The sequence below is a fragment of the Halomonas sp. GFAJ-1 genome (genome assembly GCA_002966495.1).
GTDB lineage: Bacteria > Pseudomonadota > Gammaproteobacteria > Pseudomonadales > Halomonadaceae > Vreelandella.
On sequence record CP016490.1, the window covers coordinates 1,799,998 to 1,818,335 of the forward strand.

At 51.2% G+C, this 18,338-nt stretch carries 21 protein-coding genes and 1 pseudogene; 16 read left to right on the top strand and 6 right to left on the bottom strand.

All coding sequences use genetic code 11. The features are described 5' to 3' along the window. Positions 1–7 precede the first annotated feature (7 nt). The 5 genes and pseudogenes from BB497_08215 to BB497_08235 all read left to right on the top strand — a co-directional run bounded on the left by BB497_08215 (position 8) and on the right by BB497_08235 (position 3,579). On the top strand, positions 8–856 hold the full coding sequence (locus BB497_08215) for a 3-hydroxybutyryl-CoA dehydrogenase (GenBank protein ID AVI62693.1): 849 nt from the start codon (positions 8–10) through the stop codon (positions 854–856). Positions 857–966: 110 nt separating this feature from the next. After that, positions 967–1,740, top strand: a complete 774-nt coding sequence (locus BB497_08220) for an enoyl-CoA hydratase (GenBank protein ID AVI62694.1) — start codon at positions 967–969, stop codon at positions 1,738–1,740. A gap of 215 nt (positions 1,741–1,955) precedes the next feature. After that, complete coding sequence (locus BB497_08225; protein ID AVI62695.1) at positions 1,956–2,495, top strand: hypothetical protein; 540 nt, start codon at positions 1,956–1,958, stop codon at positions 2,493–2,495. 155 nt (positions 2,496–2,650) lie between these two features. Further along, positions 2,651–2,966, top strand: a pseudogene (locus BB497_08230) (hypothetical protein). 91 nt (positions 2,967–3,057) lie between these two features. Beyond that, the gene (locus BB497_08235) at positions 3,058–3,579 is read left to right on the top strand and encodes a hypothetical protein (protein AVI62696.1); all 522 of its coding nucleotides are present in this window, start codon (positions 3,058–3,060) and stop codon (positions 3,577–3,579) included. Between the two features lie 97 nt (positions 3,580–3,676). Here the strand turns inward: BB497_08235 and BB497_08240 are convergent, their stop codons facing one another. Then, the gene (locus tag BB497_08240; protein ID AVI62697.1) at positions 3,677–4,537 is read right to left on the bottom strand and encodes a glutathione-dependent disulfide-bond oxidoreductase; all 861 of its coding nucleotides are present in this window, start codon (positions 4,535–4,537) and stop codon (positions 3,677–3,679) included. A gap of 155 nt (positions 4,538–4,692) precedes the next feature. Between BB497_08240 and BB497_08245 the strand changes: the two genes are divergently transcribed. Further along, positions 4,693–5,388: an aspartate/glutamate racemase gene (locus tag BB497_08245; GenBank protein AVI62698.1), complete on the top strand. Its 696-nt coding sequence runs from the start codon at positions 4,693–4,695 to the stop codon at positions 5,386–5,388. On the opposite strand, the gene BB497_08250 is transcribed toward BB497_08245, so the two are convergent. Continuing rightward, positions 5,385–5,810 (bottom strand): organic hydroperoxide resistance protein, encoded by a 426-nt coding sequence (locus tag BB497_08250; GenBank protein ID AVI62699.1) that lies wholly within the window; start codon positions 5,808–5,810, stop codon positions 5,385–5,387. The genes BB497_08245 and BB497_08250 overlap by 4 nt on opposite strands. 127 nt (positions 5,811–5,937) lie before the next feature. Beyond that, positions 5,938–6,387: a MarR family transcriptional regulator gene (locus BB497_08255; GenBank protein AVI62700.1), complete on the bottom strand. Its 450-nt coding sequence runs from the start codon at positions 6,385–6,387 to the stop codon at positions 5,938–5,940. 199 nt (positions 6,388–6,586) lie between these two features. On the opposite strand from BB497_08255, the gene BB497_08260 reads away from it, so the two are divergent. From BB497_08260 to BB497_08285, 6 genes are all read left to right on the top strand, one after another. Then, positions 6,587–7,075, top strand: a complete 489-nt coding sequence (locus tag BB497_08260; GenBank protein ID AVI62701.1) for a hypothetical protein — start codon at positions 6,587–6,589, stop codon at positions 7,073–7,075. A 75-nt stretch (positions 7,076–7,150) separates the two neighbouring features. Then, positions 7,151–8,110, top strand: a complete 960-nt coding sequence (locus tag BB497_08265) for a DNA primase (GenBank protein ID AVI62702.1) — start codon at positions 7,151–7,153, stop codon at positions 8,108–8,110. A gap of 115 nt (positions 8,111–8,225) precedes the next feature. Next, a complete protein-coding gene (locus BB497_08270) occupies positions 8,226–9,731 on the top strand; it encodes a hypothetical protein (protein AVI62703.1) in 1,506 nt (501 codons plus the stop codon). Continuing rightward, the gene (locus BB497_08275) at positions 9,724–10,248 is read left to right on the top strand and encodes a gluconate kinase (protein AVI62704.1); all 525 of its coding nucleotides are present in this window, start codon (positions 9,724–9,726) and stop codon (positions 10,246–10,248) included. Before BB497_08270 ends, BB497_08275 begins: the two co-directional genes overlap by 8 nt. A gap of 12 nt (positions 10,249–10,260) precedes the next feature. Next, entirely contained in the window at positions 10,261–11,256 is a 996-nt protein-coding gene (locus BB497_08280; protein ID AVI62705.1) for a transcriptional regulator, read from the top strand. Between the two features lie 79 nt (positions 11,257–11,335). Continuing rightward, entirely contained in the window at positions 11,336–12,184 is an 849-nt protein-coding gene (locus BB497_08285; GenBank protein ID AVI62706.1) for a molybdenum cofactor sulfurase, read from the top strand. Here the strand turns inward: BB497_08285 and BB497_08290 are convergent. After that, positions 12,138–13,043: a hypothetical protein gene (locus BB497_08290; protein AVI62707.1), complete on the bottom strand. Its 906-nt coding sequence runs from the start codon at positions 13,041–13,043 to the stop codon at positions 12,138–12,140. The genes BB497_08285 and BB497_08290 overlap by 47 nt on opposite strands. A 239-nt stretch (positions 13,044–13,282) precedes the next feature. Between BB497_08290 and BB497_08295 the strand changes: the two genes are divergently transcribed. The 3 genes from BB497_08295 to BB497_08305 all read left to right on the top strand — a co-directional run bounded on the left by BB497_08295 (position 13,283) and on the right by BB497_08305 (position 15,454). After that, positions 13,283–14,071, top strand: a complete 789-nt coding sequence (locus BB497_08295; GenBank protein ID AVI62708.1) for a flagellar motor protein PomA — start codon at positions 13,283–13,285, stop codon at positions 14,069–14,071. 3 nt (positions 14,072–14,074) lie between these two features. Beyond that, the gene (locus tag BB497_08300; GenBank protein AVI62709.1) at positions 14,075–14,920 is read left to right on the top strand and encodes a flagellar motor protein MotB; all 846 of its coding nucleotides are present in this window, start codon (positions 14,075–14,077) and stop codon (positions 14,918–14,920) included. Between the two features lie 108 nt (positions 14,921–15,028). Further along, positions 15,029–15,454 (top strand): OsmC family peroxiredoxin, encoded by a 426-nt coding sequence (locus BB497_08305; GenBank protein ID AVI62710.1) that lies wholly within the window; start codon positions 15,029–15,031, stop codon positions 15,452–15,454. 140 nt (positions 15,455–15,594) lie between these two features. On the opposite strand, the gene BB497_08310 is transcribed toward BB497_08305, so the two are convergent. After that, positions 15,595–16,023 carry a photosystem reaction center subunit H gene (locus tag BB497_08310; protein ID AVI62711.1) on the bottom strand — a complete coding sequence of 143 codons (429 nt, stop codon included), beginning with the start codon at positions 16,021–16,023 and terminating at the stop codon, positions 15,595–15,597. A 630-nt stretch (positions 16,024–16,653) separates the two neighbouring features. Between BB497_08310 and BB497_08315 the strand changes: the two genes are divergently transcribed. Beyond that, a complete protein-coding gene (locus BB497_08315) occupies positions 16,654–17,622 on the top strand; it encodes a hypothetical protein (GenBank protein AVI64302.1) in 969 nt (322 codons plus the stop codon). 1 nt (position 17,623) lies between these two features. On the opposite strand, the gene BB497_08320 is transcribed toward BB497_08315, so the two are convergent. Further along, on the bottom strand, positions 17,624–18,235 hold the full coding sequence (locus tag BB497_08320; protein ID AVI64303.1) for a DNA-binding response regulator: 612 nt from the start codon (positions 18,233–18,235) through the stop codon (positions 17,624–17,626). Between the last annotated feature and the right edge of the window lie 103 nt (positions 18,236–18,338).

Below are 18,338 nucleotides of genomic sequence, written 5' to 3' on the forward strand. Positions count from 1 at the left end.
CACAACCATGAACGAACAACACATTGGCGTAGTAGGCGCCGGTACCATGGGGCAAGGGATTGCCCAGGTAGTGGTGGCCAGTGGATTTACGGTGCGCCTTTACGATGTGGCCGACGAGCAGCTAACCCGTGCTCAAGCCGCCATCGATAAAGGGCTTGGTAAGCTGGTCGCTAAAGAAAAAATCAGTGAAGCCGACAAGCGTGATGCGCTGGCCAGGCTTTCCACCACCACGGCGCTTGAAGCACTGAGCGACTGCAGCATTATTATTGAAGCCGCGCCAGAACAGCCAGCGCTTAAGGAAAAGCTGTTTCGTGATCTTAGCCACTTAAGCCACGATGCCATCTTAGCTTCCAACACGTCGTCGCTTTCGCTGACCCGCTTGGCCGCGGTTTGCGAGCGCCCGGAGCGGGTGGTGGGCATGCACTTTTTTAACCCGGTGCCGGTGCTCAAGCTGGTGGAAGTGATTCGTGCCGAGCAGACCTCTGATGCCACCGTGGCGCGCATTGAGGCGCTCACCAAAGCGTTGGGTAAAACCGCCGTGCCGATTGGCGATGCGCCGGGCTTTGCGGTTAACCGCTTGCTGGTGCCGATGATTAACGAAGCTGCGTTTATCGTGCAAGAAGGGACTGCCACCCCTGAGGCCATTGATGAAGCGATGAAGCTAGGCGCCGCCCATCCCATGGGGCCACTGGCGTTAGCAGATCTGATTGGCTTGGATGTGTGCTTGGCGATTATGGAAGTTCTCCAAGAAGGCTTTGGCGACCCCAAATATCGCCCATGCCCACTGTTAAAGCGCATGGTCGATGCGGGCTATCTTGGCCGTAAAAGTGGCCGAGGCTTCCATATATACGAATAACATCGTCAACACCGCTAGGCTCGACAAAAGAAGTGATTGCCTACCAACCAAGCGTTCGCTAGGGTTGTTGGGTATTCACTTTCATGCGTAATAACAATTAAGGAGCCAGTATGAGCGACGCAGTCATTGAGAAAATTGATAACGACGGTGTGGTGCGCCTGACGATTAACCGTCCTAAGGCACTTAACGCGCTGAATAGCGAGGTGCTAAGCGCGTTGGAGTCACACCTTGTCGAGCTAGAGGCGCATCCTCATTTGCGCGCGGTGCTAATTACCGGCGCCGGTGAAAAGTCGTTTGTTGCTGGGGCGGATATCACCGAAATGCGCGATAAAACGCCCGAGGAAGCCCGCGCTTTCGCAAGCCAGGCGCTACGTACTATTAAGCGTTTAGAAACGTTGCCCGTGCCGGTGGTCGCGCTCGTAAATGGGTTTTGTCTTGGCGGCGGCTGCGAACTGGCATTGGCCTGCGACTGGGCAGTCGCCAGCGACAACGCCGTTTTCGGACAGCCAGAAGTATTGTTAGGCGTCATCCCCGGTTTCGGTGGTACCCAGCGCTTACCACGGCGTGTTGGACCTGCCATGGCCATTGACTTAGTAACCACGGGGCGCAAAATCGATGCTCAGGAAGCGCTGCGCATTGGATTAGTTAATCGGGTTCTGCCCCAGGCCGAGCTTGAGAGCTATGTGGAAGAGCTTACCAAACAGCTTAAAGGCAACGGCCCGCTGTCGGTGCGTGGCGCCAAGCAAGCCGTTCATGACGGGTTGGATCAGGATCTCGGTAGTGCGTTGGCGTTGGAAACCAGCTTATTCGCGCTCTGCTTTGCAGGCGAGGAGCAAAAAGAGGGCATGAGCGCATTTGTTGAGAAGCGCAAACCCAACTTTTAATCCTTAGTTTGTCAGGTTTGCTTAACGAAGGGGTGGCGGCAACGTCACCCCTTCTTTTATGTTCCCCGAGAAAATGCTTGAACGGCACCGCGGTGTTACTAAATCCTTCCTCATTAGCGGATTACCGAGCGGTGTAGCGCTCTGCCACCCTATGTTTCGATAAATCGTTTCGATAAATCCGCTACACTGGCGCAAATTTTAGATGGATATCCCCAATGGCGTTGAGTGCTACCCCCTATAAAGTTGATATCAACCTTACCGACCTTGACCGCAATGTGTATGAAACGCTGCGGTTTACCGTCGCCCGCCATCCGTCTGAAACTGAAGACCGGATGTGCGCGCGTCTGATTGCTTACATACTCTGGTACAGCGAGGCATTAGCCTTTGGGCGTGGGCTTTCCGATGTAGACGAGCCTGCCTTGTGGGAAAAGAGCCTAGATGGCCGAGTACTGCACTGGGTAGAAGTAGGGCTGCCGGATGCGGAGCGTCTTACCTGGTGTTCGCGCCGTGCTGAGCGGGTCTCACTCCTGGCGTACGGGCGGGTCGATATTTGGGAAAGCAAAGTATTACCTGCCGTGGCGGCACTGAAAAATGTCCATGTGGCCGGGCTGCCCCAAGAAGCCTTGTCCACCGTTGCAGCAGCTCTTCCCCGTGCTATTAACTGGGCCGTCATGATTAGTGACGGTTCGCTGTTTATTACTGATGAGAATGGCCAGCATGAGATTACCCCTCAATGGCTACTGCGCGACCGCTAGGTGTTTCGTTAGCGTGTAAGCAACTTTCTTCCCACGGGCAAAGCGCTGGCGCAGCACTGGGTAATCTATACGCCTACGCAGCTGGCGATATCGCTGGGGAGATGATGCCCAGGACATGCCTACACTGGCGCCTAACTTAAACGAGAGAGGGCGGTATGGCTAATAAATACCCACATACGCCGGATGGCCGCTATTTTGTAGCTAAAAATCGGTTATGGCGCTGTACCGACCCTCGCCTTAGCGAAGATGAAAAACGCACCCATATCAAGTCGCTAATGAAAGCCAGGCGAGCGGTGCGTAGTGCTCGACAGCAAAACGATGACACTACACTGCGCCAAGCCCGTGAGGGCGTGCAGGCGGCCAAAGAGGCACTTGGCGAGCTGGTGGCTAGATGGTGCACCTGATGAGGGCGGTTTTGCGCCGCATAACAGTTCCTACGCGGACTGGTGGGAAGAGCACGCCAGCGATTGAAACGCCTACTCTATGACCGGTGGCCTATCCTCACTACACTCAGTGAGTAAGGTTTATTCACCGAGTAGCACCGGAGTAGGAGTAGGCTCATATGGAAATGGTTTTTTTTAGCAGTTGGGAAAGTTTACTGCGGACGTTAATAGTGGGTGTGCTGGCTTACGCTGTGCTTGTGGCTTTTCTGCGTATCTCGGGAAACCGAACGCTGTCTAAAATGAATGCTTTCGACCTGATTGTGACCGTGGCGCTGGGTTCAACGTTAGCGACCGTGCTGCTGTCAAAAGACATTGCCTTAGCAGAAGGCGCACTAGCGCTTGCGTTACTTATTTCACTTCAGTTTGTCATTACATGGTTAAGCGTGCGATTTAGCTGGGTGAAACGGATGATAACAGGAGAGCCGTTAATGCTGCTGTACCGTGGAGAGTACTTAACGGCGGCTTTGCGTCAAGCACGGGTTACCAAAGAGGAAGTGCGCTCAGCGGTGCGAAGCAGTGGCGTTGGGCAACTTAGCGCCGTGGAAGCTGTGGTGTTGGAAACCGATGGCTCGCTAAGTGTGGTTAAGCGTGGTGAAGAGGGAGACGGCTCAAGCTTATCGGGCGTACGCGGGCCTCATTAGCCGAAGAATTGGGCTTGCCAGTTACCTCATTTACTTCCCGTGTGTGGTTAATCACAGCCAAGCACTGCCCTCCTTGGCAATGCTTTTTCTCCTATGTTTAGTCGTTGGCCTGGGGTTGGTTAAAATCGCTGGCATCGTGACGCTCAGGGAGCTGCTCGCCTGGCTCGCCCCAGGTACGGTTGACCATGCGGCCTCGTTGAACGGCAGGGCGCGCGTCAATTTCTTCAGTCCAGCGTATAACATGCTGATAAGTATGGGCCTCAAGAAACTCAGCGGCTTCGTAAACGCGGTTTTTCACCAGCGCCCCGTACCATGGGTAGATCGCCATGTCGGCAATCGTATACTCATCACCCGCCATAAAGCGGTTTTCCGCTAAATGCCGATCCAGTACGTCCAACTGACGCTTCACCTCCATGGTGTAGCGGTCAATGGGGTACTGGTACTTTTCCGGTGCGTAGGCATAAAAGTGACCAAAGCCGCCGCCTAACATCGGTGCACTGCCCATCTGCCAAAATAGCCACGAAAGGCACTCGGTGCGCTTGGCTGGGTCAGTGGGTAAGAAAGCATTAAATTTTTCCGCTAGGTAAAGCAGAATTGCCCCTGACTCAAATACCCGCTGAGGCGGGGTAACGCTGTGATCCATCAGCGCCGGAATTTTGGAGTTGGGGTTTACCTCGACAAAGCCGCTGCCAAACTGGTCGCCTTCACCAATTTGTATCAGGTACGCATCATACTCAGCCGCTGAAAAACCTTTTTCTAGCAGCTCTTCTAGCATCACCGTAACTTTTACGCCGTTTGGGGTCGCCAGCGAGTAGAGCTGCAGAGGGTGCTTGCCGACCGGCAACGGCTTATCGTGGGTGGCACCCGCTACAGGACGATTGATGTTGGCAAACTTACCACCGTTCCCAGGTTCCCACTTCCATACCCGGGGTGGTGTATAGGTCGTGTTATCGCTCATATTTTCCTCGCTCTTTACCAGGTGAATAAAAGGGCGGTACAGCAACTCATCCGAAGAAGTTGGGTCGTTCAGTCTTCATGGGGCCGTATAGCGCTGGTACAAGGTCTATATTTTTTAGCATGTTAACGAGTGGTTAGCTATCAAGGAGAAACACGATGCGTGTTATCGGCGTGCTGGGCGGTATGAGCTGGGAGTCAACGCAGAGTTATTACAAAGCAATCAATGAAGGCGTGAATCACGCGTTAGGCGGCTTTCACTCTGCTCCTATGGTGTTAGTGAGCGTGGACTTCGCTGAAATAGCAGCGTTACAGCGACAGGGCAATTGGCAGGCGGCAGGAGCGCTACTTACCCAGGCGGCAAAACGGATTGAGCTTGCCGGGGCCGAGGGCCTATTACTGGCAACCAACACTATGCATAAAGTCGCCCCTGAGATTGAAGCCGCTATTCATATCCCGTTGCTACATATTGCCGATGCGACTGGGGAAAAGTGTCAGCAAGATGGTGTCACGCGGGTCGGCTTGTTAGGGACTCGATTTACCATGGAACAAGAATTCTACAAGGCGCGCTTGAAAGGGCGCTTTGCCATTGATGTGCTCACACCCAAGGATGACGATCGCCAGGCTGTGCATGACATTATTTTCAAAGAGCTATGTCATGGCCAGTTTAATGAGTCATCTCGGCAGCGCTATTTGGATATTATTGCCTCATTACACCGGCAGGGAGCTCAAGCCGTTATTCTCGGCTGTACAGAAATAGCACTGCTTGTTGATCAGCGCCATACATCGGTGCCGCTTTACGATACTACCGCTTTGCATGCCAGCAAAGCGGTAGCCTGGGCGCTGGGTAATTAAATCAGGGTCAGCGTGACATCAATATTGCCGCGCGTGGCGTTAGAGTAAGGGCAGACGATGTGTGCCTTATCGACCAATGTTTGAGCTACGTCCTTCTCTAAACCAGGCAGGCTGATTTTAAGCTCGACTTCGATACCGAAACCCGTCGGAATGGCGCCAATGCCCACGCTGCCGTCGATCTGGGTATCTTCAGGGAGCTTAACTTTTTCCTGACCTGCCACGTGCTTGAGAGCGCCTAAAAAGCAAGCAGAGTAGCCTGCCGCAAACAGCTGCTCAGGATTGGTGCCTTGACCGCCAGCGCCACCCAGCTCTTTAGGCGTGCTGAGCTGAACGTCCAGCGCGCCATCAGAAGATTTAGCATGGCCTTCGCGGCCGCCAGTAGCATTCGCATGGGCGCGGTAAGCAATTGTTTCGATAGACATAGCGTATTTCCTATAGGTGATTGTTGTAAGTGGGTGGTATAGGTAGCCGCTTTAATTTAGTGCAGCTTTATTTTGCGCGCAAGCAAATTGGCCAAAAAGTAGGCACCTCAATACGGTGTCTAGTGGCTCATTGAAGCTTTTGTAGGCTTTCCCGCAGTTGGGCTAAATCCTCTTGAAGCTGGGTTAATGTGTCCACAGACTTTTCGCTAGCGTTGACGATACAGCTAGGAATATGGCGCGCCTGCTCACGTAGTGAACGGCCGTTTTGTGTCAAGAAAAGCTCAACAACTCGCTCATCTTGCTGGCTACGCTGACGAATAAGTAGCTGTTCGCTTTCAAGCCGTTTTAGCAGGGGCGTTAATGAGCCTGGGTCGGTTAGTAAACGCTTGCTTAGTGTCCCAACAGTAATGCCATCCTCTTGCCAGAGGACCAGCATGGCAAGGTATTGAGGGTAAGTAAGCCCTAACTCTTTGAGTAGGGGCTTATAAACTTTGGTCATCATCAGCGATGTTGAATAGAGTGCAAAGCAGAGCTGGTGGTCTAGCTCTAGTTCAGTACAAGGATCTGGCGCTGGCATGTCGACTCCGGGACAGAATGCATAACGCGTAATGTAGCGCGGGGGGCAGCGAGTAGCTATCCCTAGACGTTGGTCGTAAGTTGGCAGTTTTATTTTGACACCCACGGAGTAGCTAGCTAGCCTCTTAATGCCTTAAGAGTTACCGGTAACATTGGCGATCAAAATGGTAACCCCCTGAACTACTAACGCGTGTGCTCAAATGCTTTCAAACCTAATTCTCGGCGTTGTGATTTTTCTTAGCTCAATCTTCTTTTATCTGCAGATGACCGATTTGCCGGAGCGATCAGCGCTGTTCCCTCAATATGTTTTATGGGGAATGACTATTGTCGGTGGGTTGCTGGTTGTCCAGGCACTGCTAGAAGGGCGCAAGAAGGTGGCAGCAGAGGAGCTAAAGGCGCGCTGTGAAATGCGTGCTCAATTTAACGATACTTTGATTTTTCAAGTGGCGGTGCCTGGCACATTGCTGCTGATGGCCTACGGACTGTTGCTATCCGTAGGGTTTTATCCTGCGTCAGCTTTTTTGGTCTTCACCATTTATAGCTACCACGCCTATCGCATAGACGCCGCGAACCTTGATCGATCTTTGTGGATTCGAGCCATTGGTTTTGCGGCTGCGATCACCCTGTTTATGTATCTCATTTTTACACTGTTGCTGGGTCTCCCAGCACCCTCAGGCGCAATCTTTTAATCAACTATTGCGAACAAACCAATAAAAGAGTCATACCAACTCATCAACGCACGCCAAATAATCAAGGTGATGACAATGAAAACGAAACTAGCTTTGTTACTTAGTGCGCCGTTCTTGCTGGCAGCAACAAGTGCTGTCCAGGCACAGGACTATCCCACTAAAAACATCCAAATTATTGTTCCCTACAGCGCTGGCGGCGGCGGTGATACGGTGGCACGTATCGTCGCAGACCGTTTGGGTGAAGAACTCGGGCAGCAAATTAACGTTGTTAACCGTGAAGGTGCCGGTGGTGAGATCGGCATCGACGAGATTGCCCGTAGTGATGCCGACGGCTATACCCTAGGCGTATTCGGCTACCCGGATAACTTCGTCTTGGAACATACCCGAGATACCAGCTTTACGTTTGAAAGCTTTGATTACCTAGCGGCTTTTGATGATATGCCAATGGGGGTTTTTGCCTCGCCTAATAGCCAGTACAGTACGCTGGAAGCGTTAGTTAGCTATGGTCAGGAGCGTCCCGGCGAACTGATTATTGGTGAATCTGGCGCCCTTGGTTTGCTTCACGCGCTAGCCTTTGCTGAGCGTTCAGAGATGCAAATTACCCCTATCCGCTATTCCGGCGGCGGTGAGTTGATGAATGCGTTGCTAGGCAACCACATTGATTTGGCGTCGACGTCATCCATGAGCCACGACCCGATTGTAGGTTCAAACGGCAAGCCGATTGGTTTTGCAGCGGAAGAGCGTATGGAAATGTTTCCAGACGTACCGACATTCAAAGAGCAGGGGCTTGACTTGGTAATGGGCGTATCACGGGTATTAGTTGCGCCCACGGGGTTGCCTGACGATATTCGTGAGGCGCTTATCACGGCGTTGGATGCTATCAGTACCAACGAAGCAATGATGGCTAACTTCGAAAACGCTGCGATCCCTTACCGCTATTTAGACGACAGCGCGGTCAACGAAATGCTAGAGCAATCTAATAACGTGTTGATGCCGGTTATCGAAAATAACTTAGATCAAATTAACGGTAACTGATGCCGTCCCATGACCGGGGTTAAAAACCCCGGTTTCATTTCGCAAGGGTTTGTACGAAAAGTTGTCGAGTGTAGGCAGTTTTCGTACAAACCCTACCAATACCTGAGTAGCACCCATGGATATCGTATCAATCCTGCTCAATTTATTTACCCCTAGCGTTTTTTTGGTGGTGTTTGCTGGTGTGCTAGTCGGCATTGTTGTCGGCGCCATTCCAGGATTAAACGGTGCCATTGGCATTTCGTTGTTGTTACCGCTGACCTTTACGATGGAGCCACAAACCGGCTTGCTGCTGCTTGGTGGCATCTATATGGGTGGTATGTATGGCGGTTCAATTACCGCCATTTTGATTAACGTGCCAGGCGATGTTGTTGCCGCGCCCGTAGCGATGGAGGGGTATCCATTAACGCAGCAGGGGCGTGCCAAAGAGGCTCTTTATTACTCTATTTTTTCCAGCATGTTCGGTGGCTTTATCGGCGTGTTGGTGCTTATTTTATTTACGCCGCCGCTGGCCCGGTTTGCACTGCAATTTGGCCCCGCGGAAATGTTTTTTGTGTCGTTAAGTGGCCTGATTATTGTCGGCGCGCTGAGTGGTAGCGTGTTAAAGGCGGCCTTCGCTGTGCTGTTAGGATTATTCATAAGCACGGTGGGGGTGGATTTGATCACAGGGTCTGAGCGTTTCACCTTTGATAACATAGATTTGCGTTCAGGTATCTCTGTGGTGCCTGTCGTGCTGGGACTTTTTTGCTTTGCTGAGATGTTTTTGAATATTGGTAAAAAGCCCGGTGAGCAAGTCCAGTACCGCGATCAGACAATTTCACGAATGACAGTTGTTAAAGATATTTTGAAGCAACGGTTCCTGGTCTGGAAGTCTGGCTTGATCGGTACGGTAGTGGGGTTGCTGCCTGGTGTTGGCACAACGTTAGCGGTATTTATGTCTTACGGCGATGCCAAGCGGGTTTCACGGCGCAACATACCCTTTGAGCAAGGTAACCCTGATGGCATTATTGCCGCCGAAAGTGCCAATAATGCGACGGTTGGTAGTTCAATGGTTCCACTTCTAGCACTGGGTGTTCCAGGGAGCCCTACCAGCGCGATTATTGCCGGTGCCCTGGTTATTCACGGCATTGTGCTTGGTCCTAGCCTATTCGTTAGCCGCCCCGATATAGCATTCACATTTTTATATGGAATGCTGCTAACCGTGGTGGCAATGACGATCATTGGCGCAGTAGGGATTAAGTACTTTTCTTATATTTTAAAAATTAAAATGGAATACATCGTACCAACGGTGCTGGTATTTGCCTTGTTCGGGGCTTATAGCCTTCGAAACAGCTTGTTCGATGTGTTTATCGCCATTTTATTGGGTATCGTTGGCGCCATTTTCAAAAAGATTCATGTGCCCTTGGCACCGATTATCATCGGGGTGGTATTAGGTCCGTTGATTGAGACTAACTTGGCAAGAGCAATGCGTATTGCCAGCGCCCGCAATATGCCGCTATGGGAATATTTGATGGCGACGCCATTGTCCAAGGGCTTAGTCGCGCTGGTGGTTATTATGCTGATCGTTGTGATTCGCATGCGGCATAAAGAAAAAGTGGCGGCTAAAGGGGTCAAAAATGCATAACGCGGCCAAGCAGTGCAAAATTGTCGTTATGGGTGTGTCAGGTTGCGGTAAGAGCTTAATTGGTGCCCAGTTGGCAAGCGCTTTAGGCATTACTTTCTACGATGCCGATGATTTTCACAGTCAAAATAACGTTCAGAAAATGGCCCAGGGCATCCCTCTTAACGATGAAGATCGTGCTGGTTGGTTATCTGACTTGGCGCAGCTATTGTCAAGAGAAGCCGCGATGGTGCTCGCCTGCTCGGCCCTTAAACGCCGCTACCGTGAACTCTTGCGTCGTGACGAGCCAAACGTCGTGTTTATCTATCTTGAGGGTGACTTTGCGACCATTCGCAATCGTCTTGCAGGAAGGGAAGGTCACTACTTTAAGGGAGATGATATGCTCCGCTCGCAGTTTGCTCAGCTAGAACCGCCGAGGGAGGACGACGCTATTGCTGTCTCGATTGCCCAACCGCCAGAAACCGTGTTGGCGCAGTGTATCGCTGCGCTTAAAGTGTCTGACACGCACATGAGCTTTTAACATTGGTGTCATTTGAAGAAAAAACGCCCGACATTACAAGATATTGCTGATCGCGTTGACGCGACAAAAATGACCGTCAGTCGCTGCTTGCGGGACCCTGATACGGTATCAGAAGGGCTTCGCGAACGTATTTTTAGCGTTGCTGAACAGATTGGCTATATTCCCAATCGGGCACCAGACCTGCTTTCTCGGGCTACCAGCCACTCTATCGGCGTGTTGGTACCATCGCTTACCAACCAGGTATTTGCTGATGTCATTGTCGGTATCGAAGCGTACACCGAGCCTGCTGGTTATCACTTGATGCTCTCTCACTACGGTTACAGCCCTGAGCTTGAAGAGCGCAGTTTGGCCTCGCTGCTCTCTTATAATGTGGATGGCGTCATCTTGTCTGACCGCGATCACACGCCGCGTAGCCTGCGGATGTTGGAGACAGCCGGTATTCCTATTGTGGAAATTATGGATACCCGTCGCCCGCCACTGCATCAGGCGGTGGGCTACGATAACGTGCAGGCCGCTTACGATATGGTCAGTGAGATGATTCACCGTGGCAGGCGTCAGGTGATTTATCTGGCTGTGCGTCTGGATGAGCGGACACGCCAGCGCGAGCAAGGCTATCGCCAAGCTATGGAAGAGCAGGGGTTAACACCGGTAACGCTGCAAAGCAGCCAACGCTCTTCCTATAGTGTAGGGGCAGCATTGATGCAGGAAATTCAACGCAATTACCCCAATACCGATGGTGTTTTCTGCACAAACGACGACGTGGCGGTGGGGGCTTACTTCGAATGTTTACGCCATGGCGTCAAGGTGCCTCAACAGATGGCGATTGCTGGGTTTCATGGTCACGATGTTGGCCAAGCGATGACGCCGCGCCTTGCCAGCGTCATTACGCCTCGGCAAGCCATTGGTGAAGCCGCCGCGAAAACGCTGTTGTCGCGCATTCGCGGCGAATCACTTGAGCACCACGTGATGGATTTGGGGTATCGGATTGAAGTGGGTAACACGCTTTAGTCTCAGGGTCGCTAGCGGCGAGCTGGCAACCTCGATAGGCTCTTAATTAAAGAGCTGCCATATCGAGTGCGAGATTGTCATGAAAATTACCCAACTCAGCGTCTATCCGGTTAAATCGCTTAAGGGGATCGACGTTACTCAAAGTGATATTTATGCCCATGGCTTGGCTTGGGATCGGCGTTGGATGCTAGTGGATGCCCAGCAGCGTTTTGTTACCCAGCGCCAGTTACCTGCGCTTGCCACCATTTCGGTCGCGCTCACGTCTGAAGCGCTGGTGCTCTCCCATCCCAGTGTGGACCCAATTGCCATTTCCCTATCAGACCCAAAGGGTAATCTTCGATTAGTTAAGGTATGGGAAGATCACTGTAAAGCGCTGCCTGAAGGTGACGAGGTGTCCTGTTGGCTTGAGTCAGCTTTGGGCGAGCAGGCACGAGGAATCAGTATGGTGCGATTTGCAGCTGAGTTTACGCGTGCGGTTGAGGCGGATTTTTTAGCAGGCGGAGAAGCCCACACCTATTTTGCTGATGGTTACCCCTTTCTTATAACCACTACCGCTTCTTTAGACGCGCTAAATCAAGCGCTCATTGCCGGGGGGCAGGCCCCCATACCGATGAACCGCTTTCGTCCCAATATCGTTATTGAGTGTGCAGATGCTTGGGCTGAAGACCAGTGGGCAACGCTGTCTGCAGAGCAGGGCGGTTATGAGCTGACGTTACGCAAACCTTGCCAACGCTGTAAAATCACCACCGTTGACCAGCAAACGGCGGCGATACCTGAACCGGGCGAACCATTAAGAACCTTGCTTGCGTTAAACACGCAGCCTCACCTTAAGGGCGCATATTTTGGCCAGAATGCTACCTTAACCGCTGGACAAGGTAGCGTCATTTGTGTCGGGGATGAGGTGGTGCCAACGCACCGCGATGCTTAAACCGTAATAACCGGGTGGCAATCGCTGTGCCCAGTAAGGTAATTACCATACCCACCACTACCTGAAGGCTTAGCGTTTCATCCAATAGTAAATAGCCCCACATTAGCGCGCTGACCGGTACTAAAAAAGTGACGGTTGATGTGGCCGTAGCGCCTGCGCTGGCGAGTAAACCAAAATACAGTAGGAATGCCAGCGTAGTACTGAGGGCCGCTAACGCCAGCGCATTGCCCCACGCAAGGGGGCTCACTGGCTCGCTTGGCCATAGCAGCAGGCCGGGTATTAGCAGAACTAAGGCAGACATCGCACTGCTGCCCGCTGCAAGTACGCGACTGGGCAGATGCCCCAGGCGGGTCTTTGAATAGTTACTGGCAATGCCGTAACAAAAAGTCGCCCCTAACACCGCGACAATAAACCAGCCATCGCCACCCAGTGCAAAATCTAGTCGGTTAGCGGAAAGTACATACACCCCCAGCAGGGCCAGGGCTAACCCAACGTATTGCTGGCGCTGCACGGGGGTTGCAAAAAAAGCGGCACCTAACAGCGCGGTAAAAATCGGAGTCGTGGCGTTAAGAAGAGAGGTGAAGCCTGCTTCAAGGCGTGTGGTCGCTAGGGCCAGCAGTGAAAAAGGCAGCACATGGTTGATAATACCCAGCAGCAGTAGCGGTCCCTTATGCTGCCAAATCAGCCGCAGGTACTTCAGGCTCATTAGCAGCGGCACTAGCAACAGCGCCCCAACCCCCATACGCAGCAACACAAGCGGCACTGGCCCAAATTCTGGCACTGCTACCCGCATAAAAATAAACGAAAGCCCCCACAAAGAAGAGAGCAGCAGCAGGCGCATCGCATCAGCCGTTGACATGGCGTGTCCTTACGTCGATGACATTATTTATAGTGATTGTTATGGTACTCAAAAGTGTAGAGACAAAGTATCTGAAAGCGAACAGATCGCGCGTCTTATCAACAGTTTTCTTAGATTGACATCGTGTAATAATGTCAACCTGTGTATCGTTACTGTTTTAGCGTTGACCGTCATGTAACTAGTCTCTACTGTCTCGTTAAACAGTGCTTACGCATTTTTTACAATTTTGAGGAAAGGCCGTGGATCTCGCAACGCTGATTGGTTTGGTGGGGGCAGCTGTTCTGGTGGGTGCCGCTGTAATACTAGGCACGTCACCCGAAGTGTTTATGAACCCGACCGGGCTGCTGCTAGTTGTCGGAGGAAGCTTATTTGTCGTACTGGCAAAATTTAGTATCACGCAATTTAAATTTGCATTTAAAGCGGCGGCGAGGGCTTTTAAATTCCAGTTGCCTAATGTTCAGGAGAGCATTGAAGAGCTAGTAGAGTTGTCTAAGGTTGCTCGCCGAGAAGGCATGATTGCCCTAGAAAACAAAGAAGTAAATTCACCCTTTCTTGCAAAGGGTTTGCAAATGCTGGCGGATGGTTATAGCGCTGAGCTGATTAAAGAGATGATGGAAAAAGAGCGCCTATTGAGCCTGGAGCGTAACGAGGCAGGCGGACGCGTTTTTTCTGCGTTAGGCGAAGTATCGCCAGCGATGGGGATGATTGGCACGTTAGTCGGGCTAGTACAGATGTTGGCAAATATGGGAGACCCCTCCCTGATTGGCCCTGCAATGGCGGTTGCCCTACTGACCACGCTCTATGGGGCGATGATTGGCACCATGATTGCTAACCCTATTGCTGATAAGCTGTGGGTGAGAATGCAGCAAGAAGCTAAGATGCAGCAACTATGGATTGATGCGCTGCTGGCAATCAAAAGTGACAAAAACCCGCGCGTATTAGAGCAAATGTTAACAATTTACGTACCCCCTGAGCGCCGTGGTGCATCAAATGATGACGAAAAAAGCCCTGTAGGCGAGCGGACGTAAGCGATGGCTAAGAAGACTAACATACCAGCATGGATGGTGACCTATGCGGACTTAATGACACTGCTGCTGTGCTTTTTTGTACTTTTATTGTCGTTTGCAGAGATTGACGCTGAAAAATTTCGCCGAGTGGCAGATGAGCTGTCAAAAGCGTTTGGCGTACAGCGTGATGTAGAAGCCATGCAAATACCCATGGGAACCAGTGCGGTATTACAAAATTTCTCCCCCGCTACGCCAGACCGCACCTTTGTTGACGAGGTTCGTCAACGCACAACGCTTCAGCAGCCTCAACTAGAAACGATGCGTAGCCTTTTGGAGTCACAGAGACAGCAGCGCACCTTGCAAGTAGCAAGCGCACTTGAGGAGCTATTAAAAAAGTCGTCGCTAGAAGGCGTGACAGAAATTGAGGTTGATCAGTTCCGTGTGGTGATACGAGTGGCGGAGCAGGGCACGTTTGGTTCAGGTAATGCTGATGTAACGCCTGATTTTGTTAATTTACTTGTTGAATTAGCGTCTGTGCTAGCTACCGTAGACGGCACGGTGTCTGTTCACGGCCATACGGATAACGTGCCCATCCGCACCTCCCGTTTCCGCAGCAATTGGGATCTTTCCGCTATGCGTGCCGCGTCGGTGGCCAATGTTCTTGTTGCCACAGAAGAATTATTGCCTGAGCAACTGGTGATTCAAGGCTTTGCGGATACGAGACCGTTAGCTTCCAACTTAACCCCTGAAGGGCGAGGGGTAAATCGCCGTGTAGAAATGGTAATAGACCTTAGTGATCCTTTTGAAGAGCGGGGAGAGCGCTCTGTACGTGCATTGCAAAGCAGTATCGAAGAGACGACCGGCAGTTAGTGGGTGAATTCGGCATAGTTGATAGAATCGGCTACGCTGAAGGAGCTAGTGGGCGCAGTGTGTGCCTACTCATGCAATTAGCGAAACACCACAGGAAAGGAGAACAGGATGGATCGTAAAGCTAGTGCACATTGGGAAGGTGGCTTGAAGGATGGTCAAGGCACCGTATCCACCGAAAGTGGCGTTTTGGAAGCCACTAACTACTCTTTTAAAAAGCGCTTTGAAGACGAGCCAGGCACCAATCCAGAAGAGCTGATTGGCGCGGCCCATGCCAGTTGTTTTTCAATGGCGCTTTCTATGATTTTGGGTGAAAAAGGCTACACTGCAGAAGCAATTGATACCAATGCTAGGGTGACGCTTTCTCAAAGCACAGATGGCTTTGATATCTCTAAGATTCACTTGGAGGTAGAAGCTTCCGTTAGTGGTGCTGATGAAGCTGCATTTAAAGAAGCGGCAGAAATGGCTAAAGACAATTGCCCCGTTTCTAAAGTTCTAAATGCAGAAATCACAATGGAAGCCAAGCTTAAAAATTAATTTTCCGTTTTTATAACTTAAGTTATGGCGCCATATTAATTATGTGGCGCCATTTTTATTTTTTTTATCTAATAGAAGTTAATAATAACCATAAAAAAGGCCTTGGCAATTGCCAAGGCCTTTTAGAGGCTAACTAGGTGTTAGTCGTTATCGCGCTCATACTCTTCAGCTTCTTCAAGAGCATCTTGTGAAGCATTTACACGGATGACATATTCTTCATCATCATGATCTTTAGTAAGTTCAAGCGAATCCCAATCGATGGCGATGTCTTTTTCGCCCATACCGAGGAAGCCGCCAACACCCACTACGACTGCTTGAATTTGCCCATCTTCATTAATAATCAGGTCAGAGATGGTGCCGATATCATTGTCATCTTCCACAGTGCTTTTAACATCATTTCCGATTAATGAATCAGCGTGGAAGGTGCCTTCAGGTTGGCTGGTAAGATAGGTGGCTTCCATTGTTGTGGTTGCCATCTCTGTGTGCTCGTTGGCATTTACAGCTGTTGCTGCAAACATAAACGCCGGTACCATCAGAGTGCCTAGAAAAGCGGGTTTGATCATTTTCATTGCTCTTGCTCCTTGCGCTTGCGATAAGACATAACGAGAAGACGTCAATGTCTAAACAAATTAATAACGGTGCTAGTGAGTAGGTATTAGTGTTTCTCCTAAAATACCCATTGCGCAGTCTCTACTGACGCAGACTAGATCGCTATTACTCCTAATAGCCAAGTAGGCTAGTTCGTTAAATCAACGGGTGCAAACTACGGGGGGTAGCGTACCCTGCTCAGCGCTTCACTGCGCTGAGACACTTATTAAGGTAGACGCTGTGCTCACTTTTGCAAAGATAAAATTAATATTTTTTATTATTGCTAACAAGCCCGAATGATTTATAAGCATTTTTGAATGCCCACTGTTAGTAATACTCACGTTAACAAGGAGGAGAGAAACAGAAGAATGAATATAGAAGTGGCGCAGGGCTTAGGTGCGTGGCTCACGAGTGCATGAGCTGATGGATCGCGGTGATAGACAGTAGTGATAGGGCAGTAGTGATAGATAGGAGTGATGAATAGCCGTGATGAGTCGCCATGGGGCATGGCTGCGACAGTGTGCCGAATTGACCTAGCTCAAGCCAATGGGCATATTCATAGCCAAATGGCCCAGTTGGCAATGCCCAGGGCCTATAAAAAAGGAGAATCCATGACGACGATGGCGCGCTATCAGCCCTTGCATTGCATTAAGCAGTTAACGATTACTAGCCTTGCGCTGGGGGCATGGCTGTTAGCAAGCACCGCTGGTGCTAATGAGAAGGAGTCACCGAAGGGCCATTTTGCTTTGCCTGAAGAGGGCAATATGGTCGGAGAGGTGTACACGGTGACGGCTGGTAGTGAGGATACCCTGCTGGATATTGCCCGGTTGCATAATGTGGGCTACGAAGAAATTCGCATGGCCAATCCGGATGTAAGCATCTGGGTGCCCGGTGAAGGTACTGAAGTCACGATACCTGGCCAGTTTATTCTGCCGGATGAGCCGCGTACCGGTATTGTGATTAACGTAGCCGAGTTGCGGCTGTACTATTACCCAGAGGTAAGTAATGGCGAGACATCGCGGGTGGAGACCTATCCTATTGGGATCGGTCGCGATGCATACAATACGCCGTTAGGAATCACTAAAACCACCATGCGCCTTGAGAACCCGGCCTGGTATCCACCGGCCTCAATTCGACGTGAGGCCGCCGAGCGGGGCGATCCGCCGCCAGCGGTTGTGCCGCCAGGCCCAGATAACCCACTTGGCCAATACGCCATTTTGTTAGATATCCCTGGTTACCTCATCCATGGCACTAACCAGCCTGATGGTATTGGCATGCGTGCCAGCCGTGGCTGTATCCGTATGCACTCAGAAGACATTGAGTCGGTGTTCTGGCGTGTGCCCGTGGGCACACAGGTTAATATCATCGATGCACCCGTTAAGGTGGGCTGGGGCGCTGCTGGGGAAGCTTACGTGCAGGCGTTTACCGCCACCGATGAGCAAGCGTTTGGTATGGAAACGTTGCTCAACGTTGTCAGCTTAATTGAAGAGCATAATGGTGATGGTGCGCACGTTATCAACTACGAACAGGTGCGAGAGATATTAGAAAATGCCAATGGCCAGATCGTACCGCTAAGTTAAGTTATTCGTCAGCTGTGAGTGCTGGAACGAGTTCCAGCGCCACCGCCTGACGCACTAATTCTGCCAAGTTAGCGGCACCCATTGCTTTCATGGCGCGAAGCCGATACACCTCAACGGTTTTGCCGCTAATCTGCATGTGTTCAGCAATTTCTTTGCTGGTCATTCCTTCTGCTACATGGGCCACGATACGCTGCTCTTTGGGGCGCAGTGACTGATAGCGTGCCTGTAGTAAACGCTGCTGCTGAAAAACACGACGCTGCGCATAAGCGCTGCCAAGAGCCTGCTGCACAACATCAATCAGCTGCTGATGGTTAAAGGGCTTTTCGATAAAGTCAAAAGCACCATTTTTCAGTGCAGCGACTGCCATGGGTACATCGCCGTGCCCTGTCATCATAATCACCGGCAGGGCGGCGTGATGGTCTACCAGTTGCTGCTGAACCTGAAGACCGCTCATTCCTGGCATCCGTACATCCAGCAGCACAGCGCCGAATTCGCTGTACTCAGCGGCTAAAAACGCCTCGCCGTCGGCAAAGGCATACGTCGCTAACCCCACGGATTCTAATAGCCATACCAGGGAGTCCCGCAGTGCTTGGTCATCATCAACCACGGCGATAACCGTAGAGGGTGAGGTAAGCGGTGGGGGGGGGGATGTGGCCGATCTAGTATCGTGGCGGTGCATGGTTGTTTCCTTAAGCAAACGTAAGTTAAGGTGCAGC

Coding starts and splice junctions, on each gene's coding strand:
- BB497_08215 (AVI62693.1), top strand. CDS start 8: ATGAACGAACAACACATTGGCGTAGTAGGCGCCGGTACCATGGGGCAA.
- BB497_08220 (AVI62694.1), top strand. CDS start 967: ATGAGCGACGCAGTCATTGAGAAAATTGATAACGACGGTGTGGTGCGC.
- BB497_08225 (AVI62695.1), top strand. CDS start 1,956: ATGGCGTTGAGTGCTACCCCCTATAAAGTTGATATCAACCTTACCGAC.
- BB497_08235 (AVI62696.1), top strand. CDS start 3,058: ATGGAAATGGTTTTTTTTAGCAGTTGGGAAAGTTTACTGCGGACGTTA.
- BB497_08240 (AVI62697.1), bottom strand. CDS start 4,537: ATGAGCGATAACACGACCTATACACCACCCCGGGTATGGAAGTGGGAA.
- BB497_08245 (AVI62698.1), top strand. CDS start 4,693: ATGCGTGTTATCGGCGTGCTGGGCGGTATGAGCTGGGAGTCAACGCAG.
- BB497_08250 (AVI62699.1), bottom strand. CDS start 5,810: ATGTCTATCGAAACAATTGCTTACCGCGCCCATGCGAATGCTACTGGC.
- BB497_08255 (AVI62700.1), bottom strand. CDS start 6,387: ATGCCAGCGCCAGATCCTTGTACTGAACTAGAGCTAGACCACCAGCTC.
- BB497_08260 (AVI62701.1), top strand. CDS start 6,587: ATGCTTTCAAACCTAATTCTCGGCGTTGTGATTTTTCTTAGCTCAATC.
- BB497_08265 (AVI62702.1), top strand. CDS start 7,151: ATGAAAACGAAACTAGCTTTGTTACTTAGTGCGCCGTTCTTGCTGGCA.
- BB497_08270 (AVI62703.1), top strand. CDS start 8,226: ATGGATATCGTATCAATCCTGCTCAATTTATTTACCCCTAGCGTTTTT.
- BB497_08275 (AVI62704.1), top strand. CDS start 9,724: ATGCATAACGCGGCCAAGCAGTGCAAAATTGTCGTTATGGGTGTGTCA.
- BB497_08285 (AVI62706.1), top strand. CDS start 11,336: ATGAAAATTACCCAACTCAGCGTCTATCCGGTTAAATCGCTTAAGGGG.
- BB497_08290 (AVI62707.1), bottom strand. CDS start 13,043: ATGTCAACGGCTGATGCGATGCGCCTGCTGCTGCTCTCTTCTTTGTGG.
- BB497_08300 (AVI62709.1), top strand. CDS start 14,075: ATGGCTAAGAAGACTAACATACCAGCATGGATGGTGACCTATGCGGAC.
- BB497_08305 (AVI62710.1), top strand. CDS start 15,029: ATGGATCGTAAAGCTAGTGCACATTGGGAAGGTGGCTTGAAGGATGGT.
- BB497_08310 (AVI62711.1), bottom strand. CDS start 16,023: ATGAAAATGATCAAACCCGCTTTTCTAGGCACTCTGATGGTACCGGCG.
- BB497_08315 (AVI64302.1), top strand. CDS start 16,654: ATGACGACGATGGCGCGCTATCAGCCCTTGCATTGCATTAAGCAGTTA.